At 65.0% G+C, this 16,994-nt stretch carries 11 protein-coding genes and 3 rRNA genes; 2 read left to right on the forward strand and 12 right to left on the reverse strand.

Annotation, left to right across the window (positions count from 1 at the left end; all coding sequences use genetic code 11):
• Positions 1–64: 64 nt before the first annotated feature.
• From OG927_RS04455 to OG927_RS04505, 11 genes are all read right to left on the reverse strand, one after another.
• Positions 65–538, reverse strand: a complete 474-nt coding sequence (locus OG927_RS04455; protein WP_006123076.1) for a bifunctional nuclease family protein — start codon at positions 536–538, stop codon at positions 65–67.
• A gap of 53 nt (positions 539–591) precedes the next feature.
• Positions 592–1,335 carry a transcriptional regulator FtsR gene (gene ftsR, locus OG927_RS04460; protein WP_056795943.1) on the reverse strand — a complete coding sequence of 248 codons (744 nt, stop codon included), beginning with the start codon at positions 1,333–1,335 and terminating at the stop codon, positions 592–594.
• 41 nt (positions 1,336–1,376) lie between these two features.
• Positions 1,377–2,162, reverse strand: a complete 786-nt coding sequence (locus tag OG927_RS04465) for an FHA domain-containing protein (RefSeq protein ID WP_372450648.1) — start codon at positions 2,160–2,162, stop codon at positions 1,377–1,379.
• 190 nt (positions 2,163–2,352) lie between these two features.
• A complete protein-coding gene (locus tag OG927_RS04470) occupies positions 2,353–3,177 on the reverse strand; it encodes a DUF881 domain-containing protein (RefSeq protein ID WP_056795950.1) in 825 nt (274 codons plus the stop codon).
• Between the two features lie 5 nt (positions 3,178–3,182).
• Positions 3,183–3,515: a small basic family protein gene (locus tag OG927_RS04475; RefSeq protein ID WP_003970459.1), complete on the reverse strand. Its 333-nt coding sequence runs from the start codon at positions 3,513–3,515 to the stop codon at positions 3,183–3,185.
• Positions 3,512–4,432 (reverse strand): DUF881 domain-containing protein, encoded by a 921-nt coding sequence (locus tag OG927_RS04480; protein WP_056796063.1) that lies wholly within the window; start codon positions 4,430–4,432, stop codon positions 3,512–3,514. Before OG927_RS04480 ends, OG927_RS04475 begins: the two co-directional genes overlap by 4 nt.
• Before the next feature lie 98 nt (positions 4,433–4,530).
• A complete protein-coding gene (locus OG927_RS04485) occupies positions 4,531–7,026 on the reverse strand; it encodes a mannose-1-phosphate guanyltransferase (protein ID WP_056795952.1) in 2,496 nt (831 codons plus the stop codon).
• 111 nt (positions 7,027–7,137) lie between these two features.
• On the reverse strand, positions 7,138–7,746 hold the full coding sequence (locus OG927_RS04490; RefSeq protein WP_056795954.1) for a CDP-alcohol phosphatidyltransferase family protein: 609 nt from the start codon (positions 7,744–7,746) through the stop codon (positions 7,138–7,140).
• 146 nt (positions 7,747–7,892) lie between these two features.
• Positions 7,893–8,009: ribosomal RNA gene (gene rrf / locus OG927_RS04495) — 5S ribosomal RNA — on the reverse strand.
• Between the two features lie 79 nt (positions 8,010–8,088).
• A 23S ribosomal RNA gene (locus OG927_RS04500) occupies positions 8,089–11,215 on the reverse strand.
• A gap of 303 nt (positions 11,216–11,518) precedes the next feature.
• Positions 11,519–13,044, reverse strand: a 16S ribosomal RNA gene (locus tag OG927_RS04505).
• The 16S, 23S and 5S rRNA genes sit together here, the layout of an rRNA operon.
• Before the next feature lie 691 nt (positions 13,045–13,735).
• On the opposite strand from OG927_RS04505, the gene OG927_RS04510 reads away from it, so the two are divergent.
• Positions 13,736–14,185, forward strand: coding sequence for a PTS sugar transporter subunit IIA (locus tag OG927_RS04510; RefSeq protein WP_056787396.1), 450 nt, complete (start codon positions 13,736–13,738; stop codon positions 14,183–14,185).
• Positions 14,186–14,280: 95 nt separating this feature from the next.
• Entirely contained in the window at positions 14,281–15,951 is a 1,671-nt protein-coding gene (ptsP, locus tag OG927_RS04515; RefSeq protein ID WP_056787393.1) for a phosphoenolpyruvate--protein phosphotransferase, read from the forward strand.
• 87 nt (positions 15,952–16,038) lie between these two features.
• Here the strand turns inward: ptsP and OG927_RS04520 are convergent, their stop codons facing one another.
• Entirely contained in the window at positions 16,039–16,953 is a 915-nt protein-coding gene (locus OG927_RS04520) for a hypothetical protein (protein ID WP_056787389.1), read from the reverse strand.
• Between the last annotated feature and the right edge of the window lie 41 nt (positions 16,954–16,994).

Here is a 16,994-nt window from a genome sequence, read left to right on the forward strand (position 1 = left end):
TTTCCCGTGACCGGCTTCGGGGAACGGCTTCTCGGATGCGCTGACAGAGGCCCTTGCGGGACGGTCACTGACTGTTGGTACCGAAGTCCTCCGGAGAGATCTGGTCGAGGAACTCGCGGAACTTCTCCACCTCGTCCTCCTGCTCGTCCGGGATCGCGATCCCGGCGTCGTCCAGCACCCCGTCACTTCCGTAGATCGGTGTGCCGGTGCGCAGGGCGAGCGCTATGGCGTCGGACGGCCGCGCGCTCACCTCGACCCCACTGGCGAAGACCAGCTCCGCGTAGAAGACCCCTTCCCTGAGGTCCGTGATACGGACCTCGGTGAGCTCCTGGCCGACGGCCTCGAGCACATCCTTGAAGAGGTCATGGGTCAGCGGCCTGGCCGGAGCCATGCCCTGCTGGGCGAAGGCGATCGCTGTCGCTTCCCCAGGGCCGATCCAAATAGGGAGGTACCGGTCGCCTCCCACTTCACGCAGGAGCACGATCGGTTGGTTGGAGGGCATTTCCACCCGGACACCCACAACGTCGAGCTCGTTCACACAGCAACCCTAGGACGTGCCCGCCATGTTTGGATAGTCGGGCTCCCCCGCGGTCAGTGGAAACGGACCTTGAGCGCGGTCTGGACGAGCGCGGCGTGGAGCCGGACGGACAGCTCCGCGAGCTCCCTCGCAGTGGCCTCCGCATGGGCCCTGGTCTGCGGATTCCGGTGCAACCGCAGGGGCGCGACCACCTGCTCGACGAGACCCGCCTCACGCTCCGCAGCCGCCTTCACCGCCCGCAGGTGCCGAGGTTCCAGGCCGAAGCGCCCCAGATCCGCCACGAGCCGCGCCACGGTCACCGCACCGGACTCGTAGCTGCCCTCCGGAGAGGGCACGATCAGCCCGTACGACTCCCACTCACCGAGCTGGTCCTCGGTGACCTCCGCCGCGGCGAGGAGCTCGGAGCGCCCGATGCGGGCGGCGGTGGCCCGGCCCGGGTCATGGTCCCAGCGGCCGTCCACGAGGGGGCCCTGGCCGCCGTCAGGAGGCAGCGCGGCCTGCTCGCCCCGGCCCAGGGCGTCGAGGTGCTCACGGATGACCTTGAGCGGCAGGTAGTGGTCCCGCTGCATGCGCAGGACCTGGGCCAGCCGCTCGACGTCGGCGGAGCTGAACTTCCGGTACCCGGAAGGAGTCCGCTGCGGCTCGATGAGCCCCTCGGCCTCCAGAAAACGGATCTTGGAGATGGTGACTTCGGGAAACTCGTCGCGCAGCCGCAGAAGCACCGTGCCGATGCTCATGGCTCGCTCGTCCGCGGCGGCGGTGCCGTGTCCGGCACCGCCTGTCGGTGATCGCAGCATGGACCTTCCTGGGGTTCCCCCGGACATGGTCCGGGGGAGGGTCACACGCCCCGCTGGCTGGCGTAGAAGACCAGCCGGTACTTCCCGATCTGGACTTCGTCGCCGTTGGACAGCGCGACGGAATCGATGCGCTCGCGATTGACGTAGGTGCCGTTGAGGCTGCCGACGTCACCCACGGTGAAACTACCGTCCGCGTTCCGGTGGAACTCCACATGACGCCGCGACACGGTCACGTCGTCGAGGAAGATGTCACTCTGCGGGTGACGGCCTGCCGTGGTCAGGTCGCCGTCCAGGAGGAAGCGGCTGCCCGAGTTCGGGCCACGCCGCACCACCAGGAGCGCGGAGCCCGCCGGCAGCGCGTCAACGGCGGCCTGGGCCTCCGGGGAGAGCGAGGGAGAGGAAGTGGCGGTCTGGCCCGTCACCTCGGCCTCGTACGCCTCGATGCCGGAGATCGAGATGGTCGAGGTGGTCTCCGAGGCACGCTCGGGGACCCCGCCCCGCAGCGGCGCGCCGCAGTTGGAGCAGAAACGGCTGGCCTCGGCATTGCGATGCCCGCACCTCGTACAAACCGGCATGGCCGAGCCCTCCGGGGCGGGGGGAAACCCTCCACCCGTACTTGAGGTCGATGGTGCCCCGAAACCTATGCGTCCGGCACCACCATGGTCAACAGACGACGCGCCGGGCACGCCGGGCACCTCATCGCGGAAGAGCGGGCGTTCCGATCCCTGCTCCTCGGCACCCTGCCCCTGACGCGGAGCACGGTGGCGGGCAGCGCTGTTGCTGTCCTCGCGGGCACTCTTTCCGAACAACTTCGCAAACAACTTCACGGGCGTTTCCCCTTGACCGAAATAGACCCGCCCGTGGGGCAGGACGAACCCTGAATGAACACACCTGCCGACCCGGACATCCTCACAACGTCCGTATCCACCCGACAGTTTCCACCACGCGCCATCAATCCGGTGCGCCGACCCCCCGCAACGTCGTCCCCGTGTCCTCCCGGCCCCGTCCGCGTCGCCCTCACTGGGTCGACGACCGAGCGTAGTCAGGCTCCTTCGCCGGTCGCAAGGCGTCCACGACGATGTCCTCGGAGCGTGTCACACCCGCCGTGGCCTGCTCCTTCTCCAGGGTCTGCACCACTCCGCCCGGGATGTTCAGAGCCGGTTCGAGGTCCTGCGGCTTGCCGATGACCTCGAACTCGTACGGGGCCTTGATCCTGCGCCCGTCGACACCGATGTCTCCCCCGTCACCGGAGAAGTACGTATTGGCGACTACGCGCACCCCGTTGACCTCGATGGCCTCGGCACCGGCCGCACGCAGCTCCTGGACGGTGTCCAGGAGCATATCCGCCTCGACGGCGCCGGTCGGGTCGTCGATGGTCAGGGTGATACCGGGGCCGTGAGCCGCGACCGTGCCCGCGAGGATACCGAGCTGCCGTTCCTTCTCCAGGGTCTGCTTACGGGCCTCCTCCGCCTGGTCGGAGCTGTTCTCCAGCTCGGTGCGCTGGTCGTCCAGGCGCTGCTTCTCGTCCTCGAGGCGCTGGGTGCGGTTGTCGAGCTCGTCGAGGATGCGCACCAGGTCCTCCTGGCGGGCACCGCGCAGTGCGCTGTTGTCGCTGTTCGACCTGACCTGGATGGCCAGCCCCAGCCCGAGGACGAACAGGAGGAGTGCCACGATCAGTTGGGCCCTGCTCACCCTGGGGGGCCAGAGACCGGCGAGCAGCCGCTGACGCCCCGAGATCTCCTTGGGCGCGTCAGCCGGGGCCGGGCCCCGGGCCGGCTGGGGGGCTTCGGGAGGCAGTGCGCCGCCGGGCCGACCGCCGGGCGGATTCTGTTCGTTGGTCATCGGCCTCAAGCCCGGAAGACGTGCCGGCGGATGGCCGCGGCATTGGAGAAGATACGGATGCCGAGGACGACCACCACACCCGTCGAGAGCTGCGCGCCGACGCCCAGCTTGTCGCCGAGGAAGACGATCAGTGCGGCCACCACGACGTTCGAGAGGAACGACACCACGAAGACCTTGTCGACGAAGATCCCGTCGAGCATGGCGCGCAGACCTCCGAAGACGGCGTCGAGCGCGGCGACGACGGCGATCGGCAGGTAGGGCTCGACCACCGCCGGCACTTCGGGCCGGACCAACAGTCCGACCACGACTCCGACGACGAGGCCCAGTACGGCGATCACGATGTGCCCTTCCCTGTGTCTGCCGCACCACTGCCCGTGTCTGCGGCCTGAGGCTCTGCTGTTCGTACGATCAGGGTCGGCGCGGCCGGCAGACGCACCTTCTCCTGTTCGGAGATGCTGGTGCGGATGTCGAAGCTCTCGTGCAGCGCCTGCAGATACAGCCCGTCCGCACTGTCGCGGAACGCGTCGGCGAGCTTCTTGCCGTCCCCCACCGCGAGCACGGTGTAAGGCGGCACGAGCGGCCGGTTGTCGACCAGTATGGCGTCGCCCGCCGCGCGGATCGCCGAAAGTGCCGTAAGGCGCTGGCCGTTGATGGCGACAGCCTCGGCGCCGGACTGCCAGAGGCCGTTGACCACCCGCTGCATGTCCCGGTCCCGTACCCGCCCGGTGTCGGCGAAGCCGGTCGACTCGCGCGGACCGCCGCCGCCCTGATCGGTGTCCTTGGCGTCGTCCACGACCAGCTTGATTCCGGGCCCTTCGACGGCAGTCGCTCCGGAGAGGAGCGCGACCAGGCCGCCCTGATCCCCGCCGTGTTGCTCGAGGGCCTTGCGCTGCCGCTCGCCGACGTCCTTGCGCAGTTCGTCGACGTCCGCCTGGAGCGCGTCGGCCGCGCTGGTCTCCGCATTGACGCGGTTGATGAGTTCCTCGCGTTCCTTGGCCACGACCGGAGCCGCGACCTGCGCCTCGGCGGCACCGAGGGTCACCACGACGGCGGCCAGCACCAGGCCCGCCGCGAGCCCCAGTTTCGACTTCAGCGTGCGGGGCATGCCGGCGCTTCCGTCGGCCTCGCGGCGTGCCGAAGCCTCGGCGTAGCCCTCGTCCAGGCTGTGTTCCATCACCGTGGTCAGCAGCGACATGGAGGCGTCGGGGCGGGGAGGCGGCGGGGCGCTACTCCGATCGGGGGGCGGCTGCGACATGCCGCACATCGTCGCACGTCATGGAGGCTGCCGCCGAATGGCCCCACCGGTGACCCGGAAGCCGCCGCGTACCGGCTTCCGGGTCACCCGCTTCGGGGTCAGTCGCCCGCGCTGTCGACGATCGCCGCCCATTCGTCCAGCAGTGCCTGCGCGGAGGCGTCATCCGGGCCCTCGGCCCACAGGTGGGTCACGGCCTCCGAGGGGTCGGGCAGCACCATCACCCAGCGGCCGTCGGTCTCGACCACCCGGACACCGTCGGTGGTGTCCACGCTGCGCTCCCCCGCCGCCTCGACCACGCGTCGCATGACGAGCCCCTTGACCGCCCACGGCGTCGCGAGGTCGCGGCGCAGGACGTGGGCCCGCGGGATGCGGGCGTCGATCTGGCTGAGCGTGAGCTGTGTCCTGGCCACCAGGCCGATGAGGCGGACGAAGGCCGCGGCGCCGTCGAAGACACTGCTGAACTCGGGGATGATGAATCCACCGCGTCCGTCACCACCGAAGATGGTGGTGTCCTCCCGGCCCACCCGCGTCAGGTCGTCGGGGGACGTGGTCGTCCATTCGACCTGTGTGCCGTGGTACGCCGCGACCTGTTCGGCGACACGTGTGGTCGTCACCGGCAGGGCCACGCGCCCGCTCCGCCGCTCGGCCGCCACGAGGTCCAGCATGACCAGCAACGCCCGGTCGTCCTCGATGATGCGGCCCCTCTCGTCGACGAGCGAGAGCCGCTCACCGACGGGGTCGAACCGCACCCCGAACGCTGCCCGGGCGGACGACACGATCTCTCCGAGCCGCACCAGTCCGGCCCGCCGGGCCTCGGCGGTCTCGGTGGGCCGCGACTCGTCGAGCCCCGGGTTGATGGTCAGCGCATCCACGCCGAGCCGTCCGAGCAGGCTGGGCAGGACGAGCCCCGCACTCCCGTTGGACGCGTCCACGACCACCTTGAGCCCCGCATCGGCGATGCCGGCGGTGTCGACGTTGCGCAGGAGGGAGCCCGTGTAGGAGTCGAAGACACTCGACGGGAAGTGCAGGTCGCCGATCTCCCCGGGGAAGGCCCTGCGGTACTCCTGGCGTGCGTAGACCCGGTCCAGCTTGCGCTGGCTGGCCTGGGAGAGGTCGGCTCCCCGCTCGTCGAAGAACATGATGTCGACCGAGTCCGGAACCCCGGGAGAGGTCCGGATCATGATGCCGCCGGCGCTGCCCCGCGCGGTCTGCTGACGGGCGACGGGCAGCGGCACGTTCTCCAGGTCCCGGACGTCGATGGCGCTGGCCTGCAGCGCCGAGATGACCGCTCTCTTGAGAGCTCGCGCACCGCGGGAGTGGTCACGGGCCGTGGTGACCGTCGCGCCCTTCTTCAGCGTCGTCGCGTACGCCCCGGCCAGCCGGACAGCGAGCTCGGGCGTGATCTCGACGTTCAGGATTCCGGAGACACCGCGGGCTCCGAACAGGTGTGCCTGACCCCGCGATTCCCAGATCACCGAGGTGTTGACGAACGCCCCGGCCTCGATGGTCTTGAACGGGTAGACCCGCACATTGCCCTGAATGATCGATTCTTCGCCGACCAGGCACTCGTCACCGATGACGGCGCCGTCCTCGATCCGGGCCGCACGCATGATGTCGGTGTTCTTGCCGATCACGCAGCCGCGCAGATTGCTGTGATCACCGATGTACACGTTGTCGTGCACCACCGCCCGGTGCAGGAACGCGCCGGATTTCACGACGACATTCGACCCGACGACGCTGTGCTCGCGGATCTCGGCACCGGCTTCGATCTTGGCGTAGTCCCCGATGTACAAAGGCCCACGGAGCACTGCGTCCGGGTGGACCTCGGCTCCCTCGGCCACCCACACGCCGGGGGAGATCTCGAATCCGTCGAGCTCGACGTCCACCTTGCGTTCCAGCACGTCGGCCTGGGCCTTGACGTAGCTTTCGTGGGTGCCCACGTCTTCCCAGTAACCCTCGGCGATGTAGCCGAAGATGGGCTTGCCCTCCTTCATGAGCTGCGGAAACACGTCGCCGGACCAGTCCACCGAGGTGTCGGCCTGGACGTAGTCGAAGACCTCGGGCTCCATGACGTAGATGCCCGTGTTCACCGTGTCGGAGAAGACCTGGCCCCAGGTCGGCTTCTCCAGGAAGCGCTCGACCTGTCCCGCTTCGTCGACGATCGTGATGCCGAATTCGAGGGGGTTCGGGACCCTCGTCAGGCATACCGTGACGAGTCCGCCCTTCTCCTTGTGGAAGGCGATGAGGTCCGTGAGGTCGAAGTCGGTGAGGGCGTCTCCGGAAATAACCAGGAACGTGTCGTCCTTCAGAGCTTCTTCGGCGTTCTTGACGCTCCCCGCGGTACCGAGTGGCTTCTCCTCATTGGCATAGGTGAGCTCCATACCGAGCTCTTCGCCGTCGCCGAAATAATTCTTGACGAGGGAGGCGAGGAACTGGACGGTCACCACGGTCTCGTTGAGCCCATGCCGTTTGAGCAGCCGCAGCACATGCTCCATGATCGGCCGATTTGCCACGGGCAGGAGTGGCTTGGGCATGCTTGAGGTCATGGGGCGAAGGCGGGTGCCCTCACCGCCTGCCATCACGACGGCCTTCATGTCGGAAACGTCCTCCTTGAAGAGACGACGGTCAAGCCGACTTCACCCGTCGGGGTAAACACCTGAGCATTCGTTGCGGGCGTGCGACTCTGCACAGCACGCGCCGACGGGCTAATCGGCTACTTCATCCGCCTTGACGAGCCGGCGGACCTGGATCACATACAGAATCCCTGCCCACCAGTAGAGGGTTGTACCCCACCCGGCGAACGCCCATCCGAAAATAGCGCCCGTTGTGGCAAGCCAACCACTTCCGTCGCTGAGCAGCAACAAGGGGAAGGCGTACATGAGGTTGAACGTGGCAGCCTTGCCGAGGAAGTTCACCTGCGGTGGCGGATAGCCGTGCCGGCGAAGGATTCCCACCATGACGAGCAGCATCAGCTCGCGGGCCAGGAGCGCCGCGGTCAGCCAGAGCGGCAGGATCTCGCGCCAGGTGAGGCCGACGAGCGTGGACAGGATGTAGAGGCGGTCGGCAGCCGGGTCCAGGAGTCGCCCGAGACTGCTGATCTGATTCCACCTGCGGGCGAGCTTGCCGTCGAGGTAGTCACTGATACCGCTCAGCATCAGGACCAGCAGCGCCCAGCTGTCACTGTTGGGCCCGCCGAACACGGGGCGGAGGATCAGCCACAGGAAGAGCGGTACGCCGACGAGGCGAGCCATGCTGAGGATGTTGGGGATGGTGAGTACTCGGTCCGTCTGAACTCGAGTCTCCTGGACCTCCACCCGGGGGCCTCCTGTGAAGAACGTGCCAATGATGCCCCTGACCCTACCCTCAGTCGCCGGCAGCCGGTGCACAGGGGTGTGGGAAACGGCTCCGGAACGCAGAAAAGCCCCGTGCCACAAGGGCACGGGGCTTTCCCGGAATAATTGTTCGGCGGCGTCCTACTCTCCCACAGGGTCCCCCCTGCAGTACCATCGGCGCTGAAAGGCTTAGCTTCCGGGTTCGGAATGTAACCGGGCGTTTCCCTAACGCAATGACCACCGAAACACTATGAAATTAACCAACACCGGATGAAAACACGGCCGTTCGTTATTTCAGAACTAACACAGTGGACGCGAGCAACTGAGGACAAGCCCTCGGCCTATTAGTACCAGTCAGCTCCACCCGTTACCGGGCTTCCACATCTGGCCTATCAACCCAGTCGTCTACTGGGAGCCTTAACCACTCAAGGTGGTGGGAATACTCATCTCGAAGCAGGCTTCCCGCTTAGATGCTTTCAGCGGTTATCCTTTCCGAACGTAGCCAACCAGCCATGCCCTTGGCAGGACAACTGGCACACCAGAGGTTCGTCCGTCCCGGTCCTCTCGTACTAGGGACAGCCCTTCTCAATATTCCTACGCGCACAGCGGATAGGGACCGAACTGTCTCACGACGTTCTAAACCCAGCTCGCGTACCGCTTTAATGGGCGAACAGCCCAACCCTTGGGACCGACTCCAGCCCCAGGATGCGACGAGCCGACATCGAGGTGCCAAACCATCCCGTCGATATGGACTCTTGGGGAAGATCAGCCTGTTATCCCCGGGGTACCTTTTATCCGTTGAGCGACAGCGCTTCCACAAGCCACTGCCGGATCACTAGTCCCGACTTTCGTCCCTGCTCGACCCGTCGGTCTCACAGTCAAGCTCCCTTGTGCACTTACACTCAACACCTGATTGCCAACCAGGCTGAGGGAACCTTTGGGCGCCTCCGTTACTCTTTAGGAGGCAACCGCCCCAGTTAAACTACCCATCAGACACTGTCCCTGATCCGGATCACGGACCCAGGTTAGACATCCAGCACGACCAGAGTGGTATTTCAACGACGACTCCACAACCACTGGCGTGGCCGCTTCAAAGTCTCCCACCTATCCTACACAAGCCGAACCGAACACCAATATCAAACTATAGTAAAGGTCCCGGGGTCTTTCCGTCCTGCTGCGCGAAACGAGCATCTTTACTCGTAGTGCAATTTCACCGGGCCTATGGTTGAGACAGTCGAGAAGTCGTTACGCCATTCGTGCAGGTCGGAACTTACCCGACAAGGAATTTCGCTACCTTAGGATGGTTATAGTTACCACCGCCGTTTACTGGCGCTTAAGTTCTCAGCTTCGCACACCCGAAAGTGCACTAACCGGTCCCCTTAACGTTCCAGCACCGGGCAGGCGTCAGTCCGTATACATCGCCTTACGGCTTCGCACGGACCTGTGTTTTTAGTAAACAGTCGCTTCTCGCTGGTCTCTGCGGCCACCCCCAGCTCACCGAGTAAATCGGATCACCAGTGATGGCCCCCCTTCTCCCGAAGTTACGGGGGCATTTTGCCGAGTTCCTTAACCATAGTTCACCCGAACGCCTCGGTATTCTCTACCTGACTACCTGAGTCGGTTTAGGGTACGGGCCGCCATGAAACTCGCTAGAGGCTTTTCTCGACAGCATAGGATCATCCACTTCACCACAATCGGCTCGGCATCAGGTCTCAGCCTTAATGTGTGACGGATTTACCTACCACACGGCCTACACCCTTACCCCGGGACTACCACCGCCCGGGCTGGACTACCTTCCTGCGTCACCCCATCGCTTACCTAGTACAAGTCTGGTTCATCGGCTCCACCACTACCCTCAACTCCGAAGAGATCGGGCCGGCTTCACGGACTTAGCATCGCCTGATTCAGTATTGGGCGTTTCAAAGCGGGTACCGGAATATCAACCGGTTGTCCATCGACTACGCCTGTCGGCCTCGCCTTAGGTCCCGACTTACCCTGGGCAGATCAGCTTGACCCAGGAACCCTTAGTCAATCGGCGCACACGTTTCTCACGTGTGTATCGCTACTCATGCCTGCATTCTCACTCGTGAACCGTCCACAACTCGCTTCCGCGGCTGCTTCACCCGGCACACGACGCTCCCCTACCCATCCATACGGGCGTTGGCCCTATGTGTATGAATGACACGACTTCGGCGGTACGCTTGAGCCCCGCTACATTGTCGGCGCGGAATCACTTGACCAGTGAGCTATTACGCACTCTTTCAAGGGTGGCTGCTTCTAAGCCAACCTCCTGGTTGTCTCTGCGACTCCACATCCTTTCCCACTTAGCGTACGCTTAGGGGCCTTAGTCGATGCTCTGGGCTGTTTCCCTCTCGACCATGGAGCTTATCCCCCACAGTCTCACTGCCGTGCTCTCACTTACCGGCATTCGGAGTTTGGCTAAGGTCAGTAACCCGGTAGGGCCCATCGCCTATCCAGTGCTCTACCTCCGGCAAGAAACACACGACGCTGCACCTAAATGCATTTCGGGGAGAACCAGCTATCACGGAGTTTGATTGGCCTTTCACCCCTAACCACAGGTCATCCCCCAGGTTTTCAACCCTGGTGGGTTCGGTCCTCCACGAAGTCTTACCTCCGCTTCAACCTGCCCATGGCTAGATCACTCCGCTTCGGGTCTAGAGCGTGCAACTCAATCGCCCTATTCGGACTCGCTTTCGCTACGGCTTCCCCACACGGGTTAACCTCGCTACACACCGCTAACTCGCAGGCTCATTCTTCAAAAGGCACGCAGTCACGACTGCATGTTGCGAAGCACATACAGCGACGCTCCCACGGCTTGTAGGCACACGGTTTCAGGTACTATTTCACTCCGCTCCCGCGGTACTTTTCACCATTCCCTCACGGTACTATCCGCTATCGGTCACCAGGGAATATTTAGGCTTAGCGGGTGGTCCCGCCAGATTCACACGGGATTTCTCGGGCCCCGTGCTACTTGGGTGTCTCTTAAACGAGCCGTTGATGTTTCAGCTACGGGGGTCTTACCCTCTACGCCGGACCTTTCGCATGTCCTTCGCCTACACCAACGGTTTCTGACTCGTCTCACAGTCGGCAGACTATGAAAAAGAGATCCCACAACCCCGTATGCGCAACCCCTGCCGGGTATCACACACATACGGTTTGGCCTCATCCGGTTTCGCTCGCCACTACTCCCGGAATCACGGTTGTTTTCTCTTCCTGCGGGTACTGAGATGTTTCACTTCCCCGCGTTCCCTCCACACTGCCTATGTGTTCAGCAGCGGGTGACAGCCCATGACGACTGCCGGGTTTCCCCATTCGGAAACCCCCGGATCAAAGCTTGGTTGACAGCTCCCCGGGGACTATCGTGGCCTCCCACGTCCTTCATCGGTTCCTGGTGCCAAGGCATCCACCGTGCGCCCTTAAAAACTTGGCCACAGATGCTCGCGTCCACTGTGCAGTTCTCAAACAACGACCAGCCACCCATCACCCCGTTCCTGAGAACGAGTTCACTGGGGCCAGCAACCGAAGATCGTGACTCAACGAGCCCGTACCTTCAGATACCCAACAGCGTGCCCGACCCGATCAACCCGTCCCTGTTTTCCACGCCGAAGCAGTACTCACAACAACTTGCTCATCGTGCCGAATAGTCAACGTTCCACCCATGAGCAACCACCGTCGAACATTTGCCGACGTAATGGTCTCTGGATTCCCCGAAGGAAACCTAGATGCTCCTTAGAAAGGAGGTGATCCAGCCGCACCTTCCGGTACGGCTACCTTGTTACGACTTCGTCCCAATCGCCAGTCCCACCTTCGACAGCTCCCTCCCACAAGGGGTTGGGCCACCGGCTTCGGGTGTTACCGACTTTCGTGACGTGACGGGCGGTGTGTACAAGGCCCGGGAACGTATTCACCGCAGCAATGCTGATCTGCGATTACTAGCAACTCCGACTTCATGGGGTCGAGTTGCAGACCCCAATCCGAACTGAGACCGGCTTTTTGAGATTCGCTCCGCCTCGCGGCATCGCAGCTCATTGTACCGGCCATTGTAGCACGTGTGCAGCCCAAGACATAAGGGGCATGATGACTTGACGTCGTCCCCACCTTCCTCCGAGTTGACCCCGGCAGTCTCCTGTGAGTCCCCATCACCCCGAAGGGCATGCTGGCAACACAGAACAAGGGTTGCGCTCGTTGCGGGACTTAACCCAACATCTCACGACACGAGCTGACGACAGCCATGCACCACCTGTATACCGACCACAAGGGGGGCACCATCTCTGATGCTTTCCGGTATATGTCAAGCCTTGGTAAGGTTCTTCGCGTTGCGTCGAATTAAGCCACATGCTCCGCTGCTTGTGCGGGCCCCCGTCAATTCCTTTGAGTTTTAGCCTTGCGGCCGTACTCCCCAGGCGGGGAACTTAATGCGTTAGCTGCGGCACCGACGACGTGGAATGTCGCCAACACCTAGTTCCCAACGTTTACGGCGTGGACTACCAGGGTATCTAATCCTGTTCGCTCCCCACGCTTTCGCTCCTCAGCGTCAGTAATGGCCCAGAGATCCGCCTTCGCCACCGGTGTTCCTCCTGATATCTGCGCATTTCACCGCTACACCAGGAATTCCGATCTCCCCTACCACACTCTAGCTAGCCCGTATCGAATGCAGACTCGGGGTTAAGCCCCGAGCTTTCACATCCGACGTGACAAGCCGCCTACGAGCTCTTTACGCCCAATAATTCCGGACAACGCTCGCACCCTACGTATTACCGCGGCTGCTGGCACGTAGTTAGCCGGTGCTTCTTCTGCAGGTACCGTCACTTGCGCTTCTTCCCTGCTGAAAGAGGTTTACAACCCGAAGGCCGTCATCCCTCACGCGGCGTCGCTGCATCAGGCTTTCGCCCATTGTGCAATATTCCCCACTGCTGCCTCCCGTAGGAGTCTGGGCCGTGTCTCAGTCCCAGTGTGGCCGGTCGCCCTCTCAGGCCGGCTACCCGTCGTCGCCTTGGTAGGCCATTACCCCACCAACAAGCTGATAGGCCGCGGGCTCATCCTTCACCGCCGGAGCTTTTAACCCCGCCCCATGAGGGACAGAGTGTTATCCGGTATTAGACCCCGTTTCCAGGGCTTGTCCCAGAGTGAAGGGCAGATTGCCCACGTGTTACTCACCCGTTCGCCACTAATCCACCCCGAAGGGCTTCATCGTTCGACTTGCATGTGTTAAGCACGCCGCCAGCGTTCGTCCTGAGCCAGGATCAAACTCTCCATGAATGTTTTCCCGTAATCGGGAGAACACCATAGAAGAGCGGGACAACCAACCGGAATAGGGCTGGTCATCCACAGCGTCCTCGCTGATGTTACCTACCCGCCACATGGGCCAGTAGGACTTCAAAGGAACCACCAACCCACCGAAGTGGGCCGGGGTATCAACAAATTTGGCGTTGACTTTTGGCACGCTGTTGAGTTCTCAAGGAACGGACGCTTCCTTCGGTCCCGTTTCACCGGGGCCCTCCGGGCGCTTCCCTTCGTTCTTGCGTTTCCGACTCTATCAGACTCTTTCGTGTCCGATTCCCGGTCGAAGCGGGCCCCCTGCGAGCAGAGGATTTACGCTTTCCAGTTCTTCGCTTTCGCGTTTCCCTTTCCGGCGAGTCCGACTCTACCAGGCCTTTTCCTATTCCCTTGACCACGTCCTGCAGACATACAGGGGCGCAGATCAGAGTTACAGTCTGGGCTTGAGAGTCGCCGCCGACCCCCGACTCAAAGTCGCGTTGGGGCCAGGCAGGAGTACGACAGTACAGGTCGCTGTGAGGCGAGGCAAATCGTTGCCGGTGCACCCCTAGGGCCGCCAACCGGTAGCTCTCGGGCGGAACCGGGACTTCATATGACTTACGCTGCTGATCAGTACGCCGTCCTTCATCAGCCACGGCGGCGACATACGAATCTCCACCCCTGGGAGGCTCCCATGACCACAGTGACGTCCCCTCTTGCCGGCCGCGCCATCGGGCTCACCGCGGTTCCCGACCCGGTGTTCTCCGGCGCGATGGTGGGTCCTGGTACCGCCATCGACCCCGTGCGCGAGCCGTCCGAGGCCGTCTCACCGGTCGACGGCATCATCGTCTCCCTCCACCCCCACGCCTTCGTCGTCGTGGACGACCAGGGACACGGTGTGCTGACCCACCTCGGGATCGACACCGTGCAGCTCAACGGCGAGGGCTTCGAGCTCCTCGTGAACAAGGGGGACACGGTGACCCGCGGTCAGGGCATCGTGCGCTGGAACCCCGCCGCTGTCGAGGCGGCCGGCAAGTCGGCCATCTGTCCGGTCGTGGCCCTCGAAGCCACCGCGGACTCCCTCTCCGACGTACGCGAGGACGGCGACGTGAAGGTCGGTGACGTGCTCTTCGGCTGGCAGTGACAGCCTCCGCGCAGTAGTGGCGCACCAGTAGGGGCACCAGCCAGTCGGGTATCCACCGCGGTGGCACGGCCGCCGCACAATCGGAGACGGGTCAAATGGAGACAACGCTGCGAGGCGTCGGCGTGAGCCACGGAGTGGCGATCGGCGAAGTTCGGCACATGGGTACGGCCGTACTGGAGCCGCCCGCAAAACAGATTCCCGCGGAGGAGGCCGAGCGCGAACAGGGGCGTGCCCGCCAGGCCGTGGAAGCTGTCGCCGCCGACCTGATCGCGCGCGGCAACCTGGCGGGGGGCGAGGCCCAGCACGTCCTCGAGGCACAGGCCATGATGGCGCAGGACCCCGAGCTGATGGCCGATGTGGATCGCCGTATCGCGGTCGGCAGCACCGCGGAGCGTGCCGTGTACGACGCGTTCGCCTCTTACCGGGCCCTGCTGGCCAACGCCGGGGAGTACCTGGCGGGACGCGTCGCCGACCTCGACGACGTGCGCAACCGCATCGTGGCGCGACTGCTCGGCGTTCCGATGCCGGGTGTGCCGGACAGCGATGAGCCGTACGTGCTGATCGCGCGGGACCTGGCCCCGGCCGACACCGCGCTGCTCGACCCGACGCTGGTCCTCGGGTTCGTCACCGAGGAAGGCGGACCGACCAGCCACAGCGCGATCCTGGCGCGGGCGCTCGGAGTACCCGCCGTAGTGGCCCTCCCCGGAGCCGGCGAGATCGCCGAGGGCACCGTCGTCGCGGTCGACGGCAGCACCGGTGAGATCTTCGTCGAGCCGAGCGAGGAGAAGCGCGCCGAGATGGAGAGCGCCGCGGCGGCCCGCAGGGCCGCGCTGTCGGCCACGACCGGTCCCGGTGCCACGTCCGACGGACACAAGGTGCCGCTGCTCGCCAACGTCGGCGGCCCCGCCGACGTGCCCGCGGCTCTGGAGGCCGGCGCCGAGGGTGTCGGGCTGTTCCGTACGGAGTTCCTGTTCCTGGACGACAGCAAGCAGGCGCCGTCCGAGGAGAAGCAGGTCGCGGCGTACCGCGCGGTGCTCGAGGCGTTCCCCGAAGGTCGCGTGGTCGTGCGGGTGCTCGACGCGGGTGCGGACAAGCCGCTGGAGTTCCTGACTCCGGCGGACGAGCCGAACCCGGCCCTGGGTGTCCGCGGGCTGCGCAGCCTGCTGGACCACCCCGATGTGCTGCGGACCCAGCTGACGGCTCTGTCCAGGGCGGTCGAGGGCCTGCCCGTCTACCTCGAGGTCATGGCACCGATGGTGGCCGACCGTGCCGACGCCAAGGCCTTCGCGGACGCCTGCCGTGAGGCGGGCCTGCAGGCCAAGTTCGGTGCGATGGTGGAGATTCCGTCAGCCGCGCTGAGGGCGCGATCGATCCTGCAGGAGGTGGAGTTCCTCTCGCTGGGTACCAACGACCTCGCGCAGTACACCTTCGCCGCCGACCGTCAGGTGGGTGCCGTGTCCCGGCTGCAGGACCCGTGGCAGCCGGCGCTGCTGGACCTCGTCGCGCTGTCGGCGGAGGCCGCGAGGGCCGAGGGGAAGAGCTGTGGTGTCTGCGGTGAGGCTGCTGCGGACCCCCTGCTCGCCTGTGTGCTGACCGGTCTGGGGGTCACCTCGCTGTCGATGGGGGCCGCGTCGATTCCCTACGTGCGCGCGACGCTGGCGAAGCACACGCTCGCTCAGTGCGAGCGTGCGGCCTCCGCCGCGCGTGCGGCGGACTCCGCCGAGGAGGCGCGGGTCGCCGCGCAGGCGGTGCTGTCCGGCGAGTGACGTCTCCGGGCGTGCACGGGCGCGTGTGAGCGGGAGAGGTGCAGGGGGTTCCCGTCGGTTGCGGCCGACGGGAACCCCCTCGCTCTGTCAGTGGTGCGTCTCCGGCTCCTCCGCCCCGATGTCGAAGCCCGCGCGGTACTCGACGCCGGACTCGGGAGAGACGGGTTCGCCCGTGTCGGCGTCGGTGCAGTAGGCGCTGAAGACCTCGCCCGCGGTGAGCGGGACGAGTCCGCCGCGCACCAGGCGCCAGCCGTGCACGCGGTCCGGACCGTCCGGCGCCGTGGTGCGCAGGACGAGGCCGCCCCGGGTCTCGAGGGCGACGCCCACGGCGAGCACGGTGACGAACTCCGTTCCCTCCGACGAGCCGAGCCGGACCGGGCCGTCGGCGTCCCGCTCGGTGTGGACGACGGCGATGAGCTGTTCGTCCTCCGTGGGGGTGCTGCAGACCACGTGGTGCGTGCCCGGTCCCGCCGACTCCAGCAGGCGCGTCAGCAGGTGGGAGGCCCGGTCGAAGGCGGCGCGGCCGACGTCCTGCCCGCAGTCGGCACAGTCCCCGAGGCCGGCGAGGAGCATCGTGGCGTACTCCCAGGTCGCGCGCCGGACGGCTCGGGAGACCAGGAGCGGGATCAGCGAGTCGAGGGGCTGGCCGGTGTACGCCACGGTGGCGCCGGCGGACGCGATGTCCGCGACGAAGCGGCTGCGGCTGGCGAGATCATGCGGATCGAGGCCGGCCTCGGTGCAGAACTCCGCGTAGTCCTCCGGGTCGAAGAGGGCGACCGTGGTGTGCATGCCCTGCGCGGCGAGCGTCCTGAGCAGTCCTTCGATCTGCCGGAGGTAGACGGAGTGGTCGTCGAAGACGAAGCTCCGGTAGTGGCGCATCACCGCGAAGTCCTCGGCGTCGACCAGGAGGCCGACGGTGCTGGACGCTTCGCGGCGCAGTGCGCGCCGCATGGATGTGCCGGAACGGTGCCGGCCGCGCTTCGTCTGCTTGATGTGCGCCATGAGTCCCCCTGTGCCCTGTCGAACAATGCCCACGTCGAACA

Origin of the sequence: Streptomyces clavifer, from assembly GCF_036345975.1 — a bacterium.
GTDB classification, from domain to species: domain Bacteria; phylum Actinomycetota; class Actinomycetes; order Streptomycetales; family Streptomycetaceae; genus Streptomyces; species Streptomyces clavifer.

Bases quoted from the DNA above. Each gene is read 5' to 3' on its own strand.
- ftsR (WP_056795943.1), bottom strand. From the start codon at position 1,335: ATGCTGCGATCACCGACAGGCGGTGCCGGACACGGCACCGCCGCCGCG.
- OG927_RS04470 (WP_056795950.1), bottom strand. From the start codon at position 3,177: ATGACCAACGAACAGAATCCGCCCGGCGGTCGGCCCGGCGGCGCACTG.
- OG927_RS04480 (WP_056796063.1), bottom strand. From the start codon at position 4,432: ATGTCGCAGCCGCCCCCCGATCGGAGTAGCGCCCCGCCGCCTCCCCGC.
- OG927_RS04485 (WP_056795952.1), bottom strand. From the start codon at position 7,026: ATGAAGGCCGTCGTGATGGCAGGCGGTGAGGGCACCCGCCTTCGCCCC.
- OG927_RS04510 (WP_056787396.1), top strand. From the start codon at position 13,736: ATGACCACAGTGACGTCCCCTCTTGCCGGCCGCGCCATCGGGCTCACC.
- ptsP (WP_056787393.1), top strand. From the start codon at position 14,281: ATGGAGACAACGCTGCGAGGCGTCGGCGTGAGCCACGGAGTGGCGATC.
- OG927_RS04520 (WP_056787389.1), bottom strand. From the start codon at position 16,953: ATGGCGCACATCAAGCAGACGAAGCGCGGCCGGCACCGTTCCGGCACA.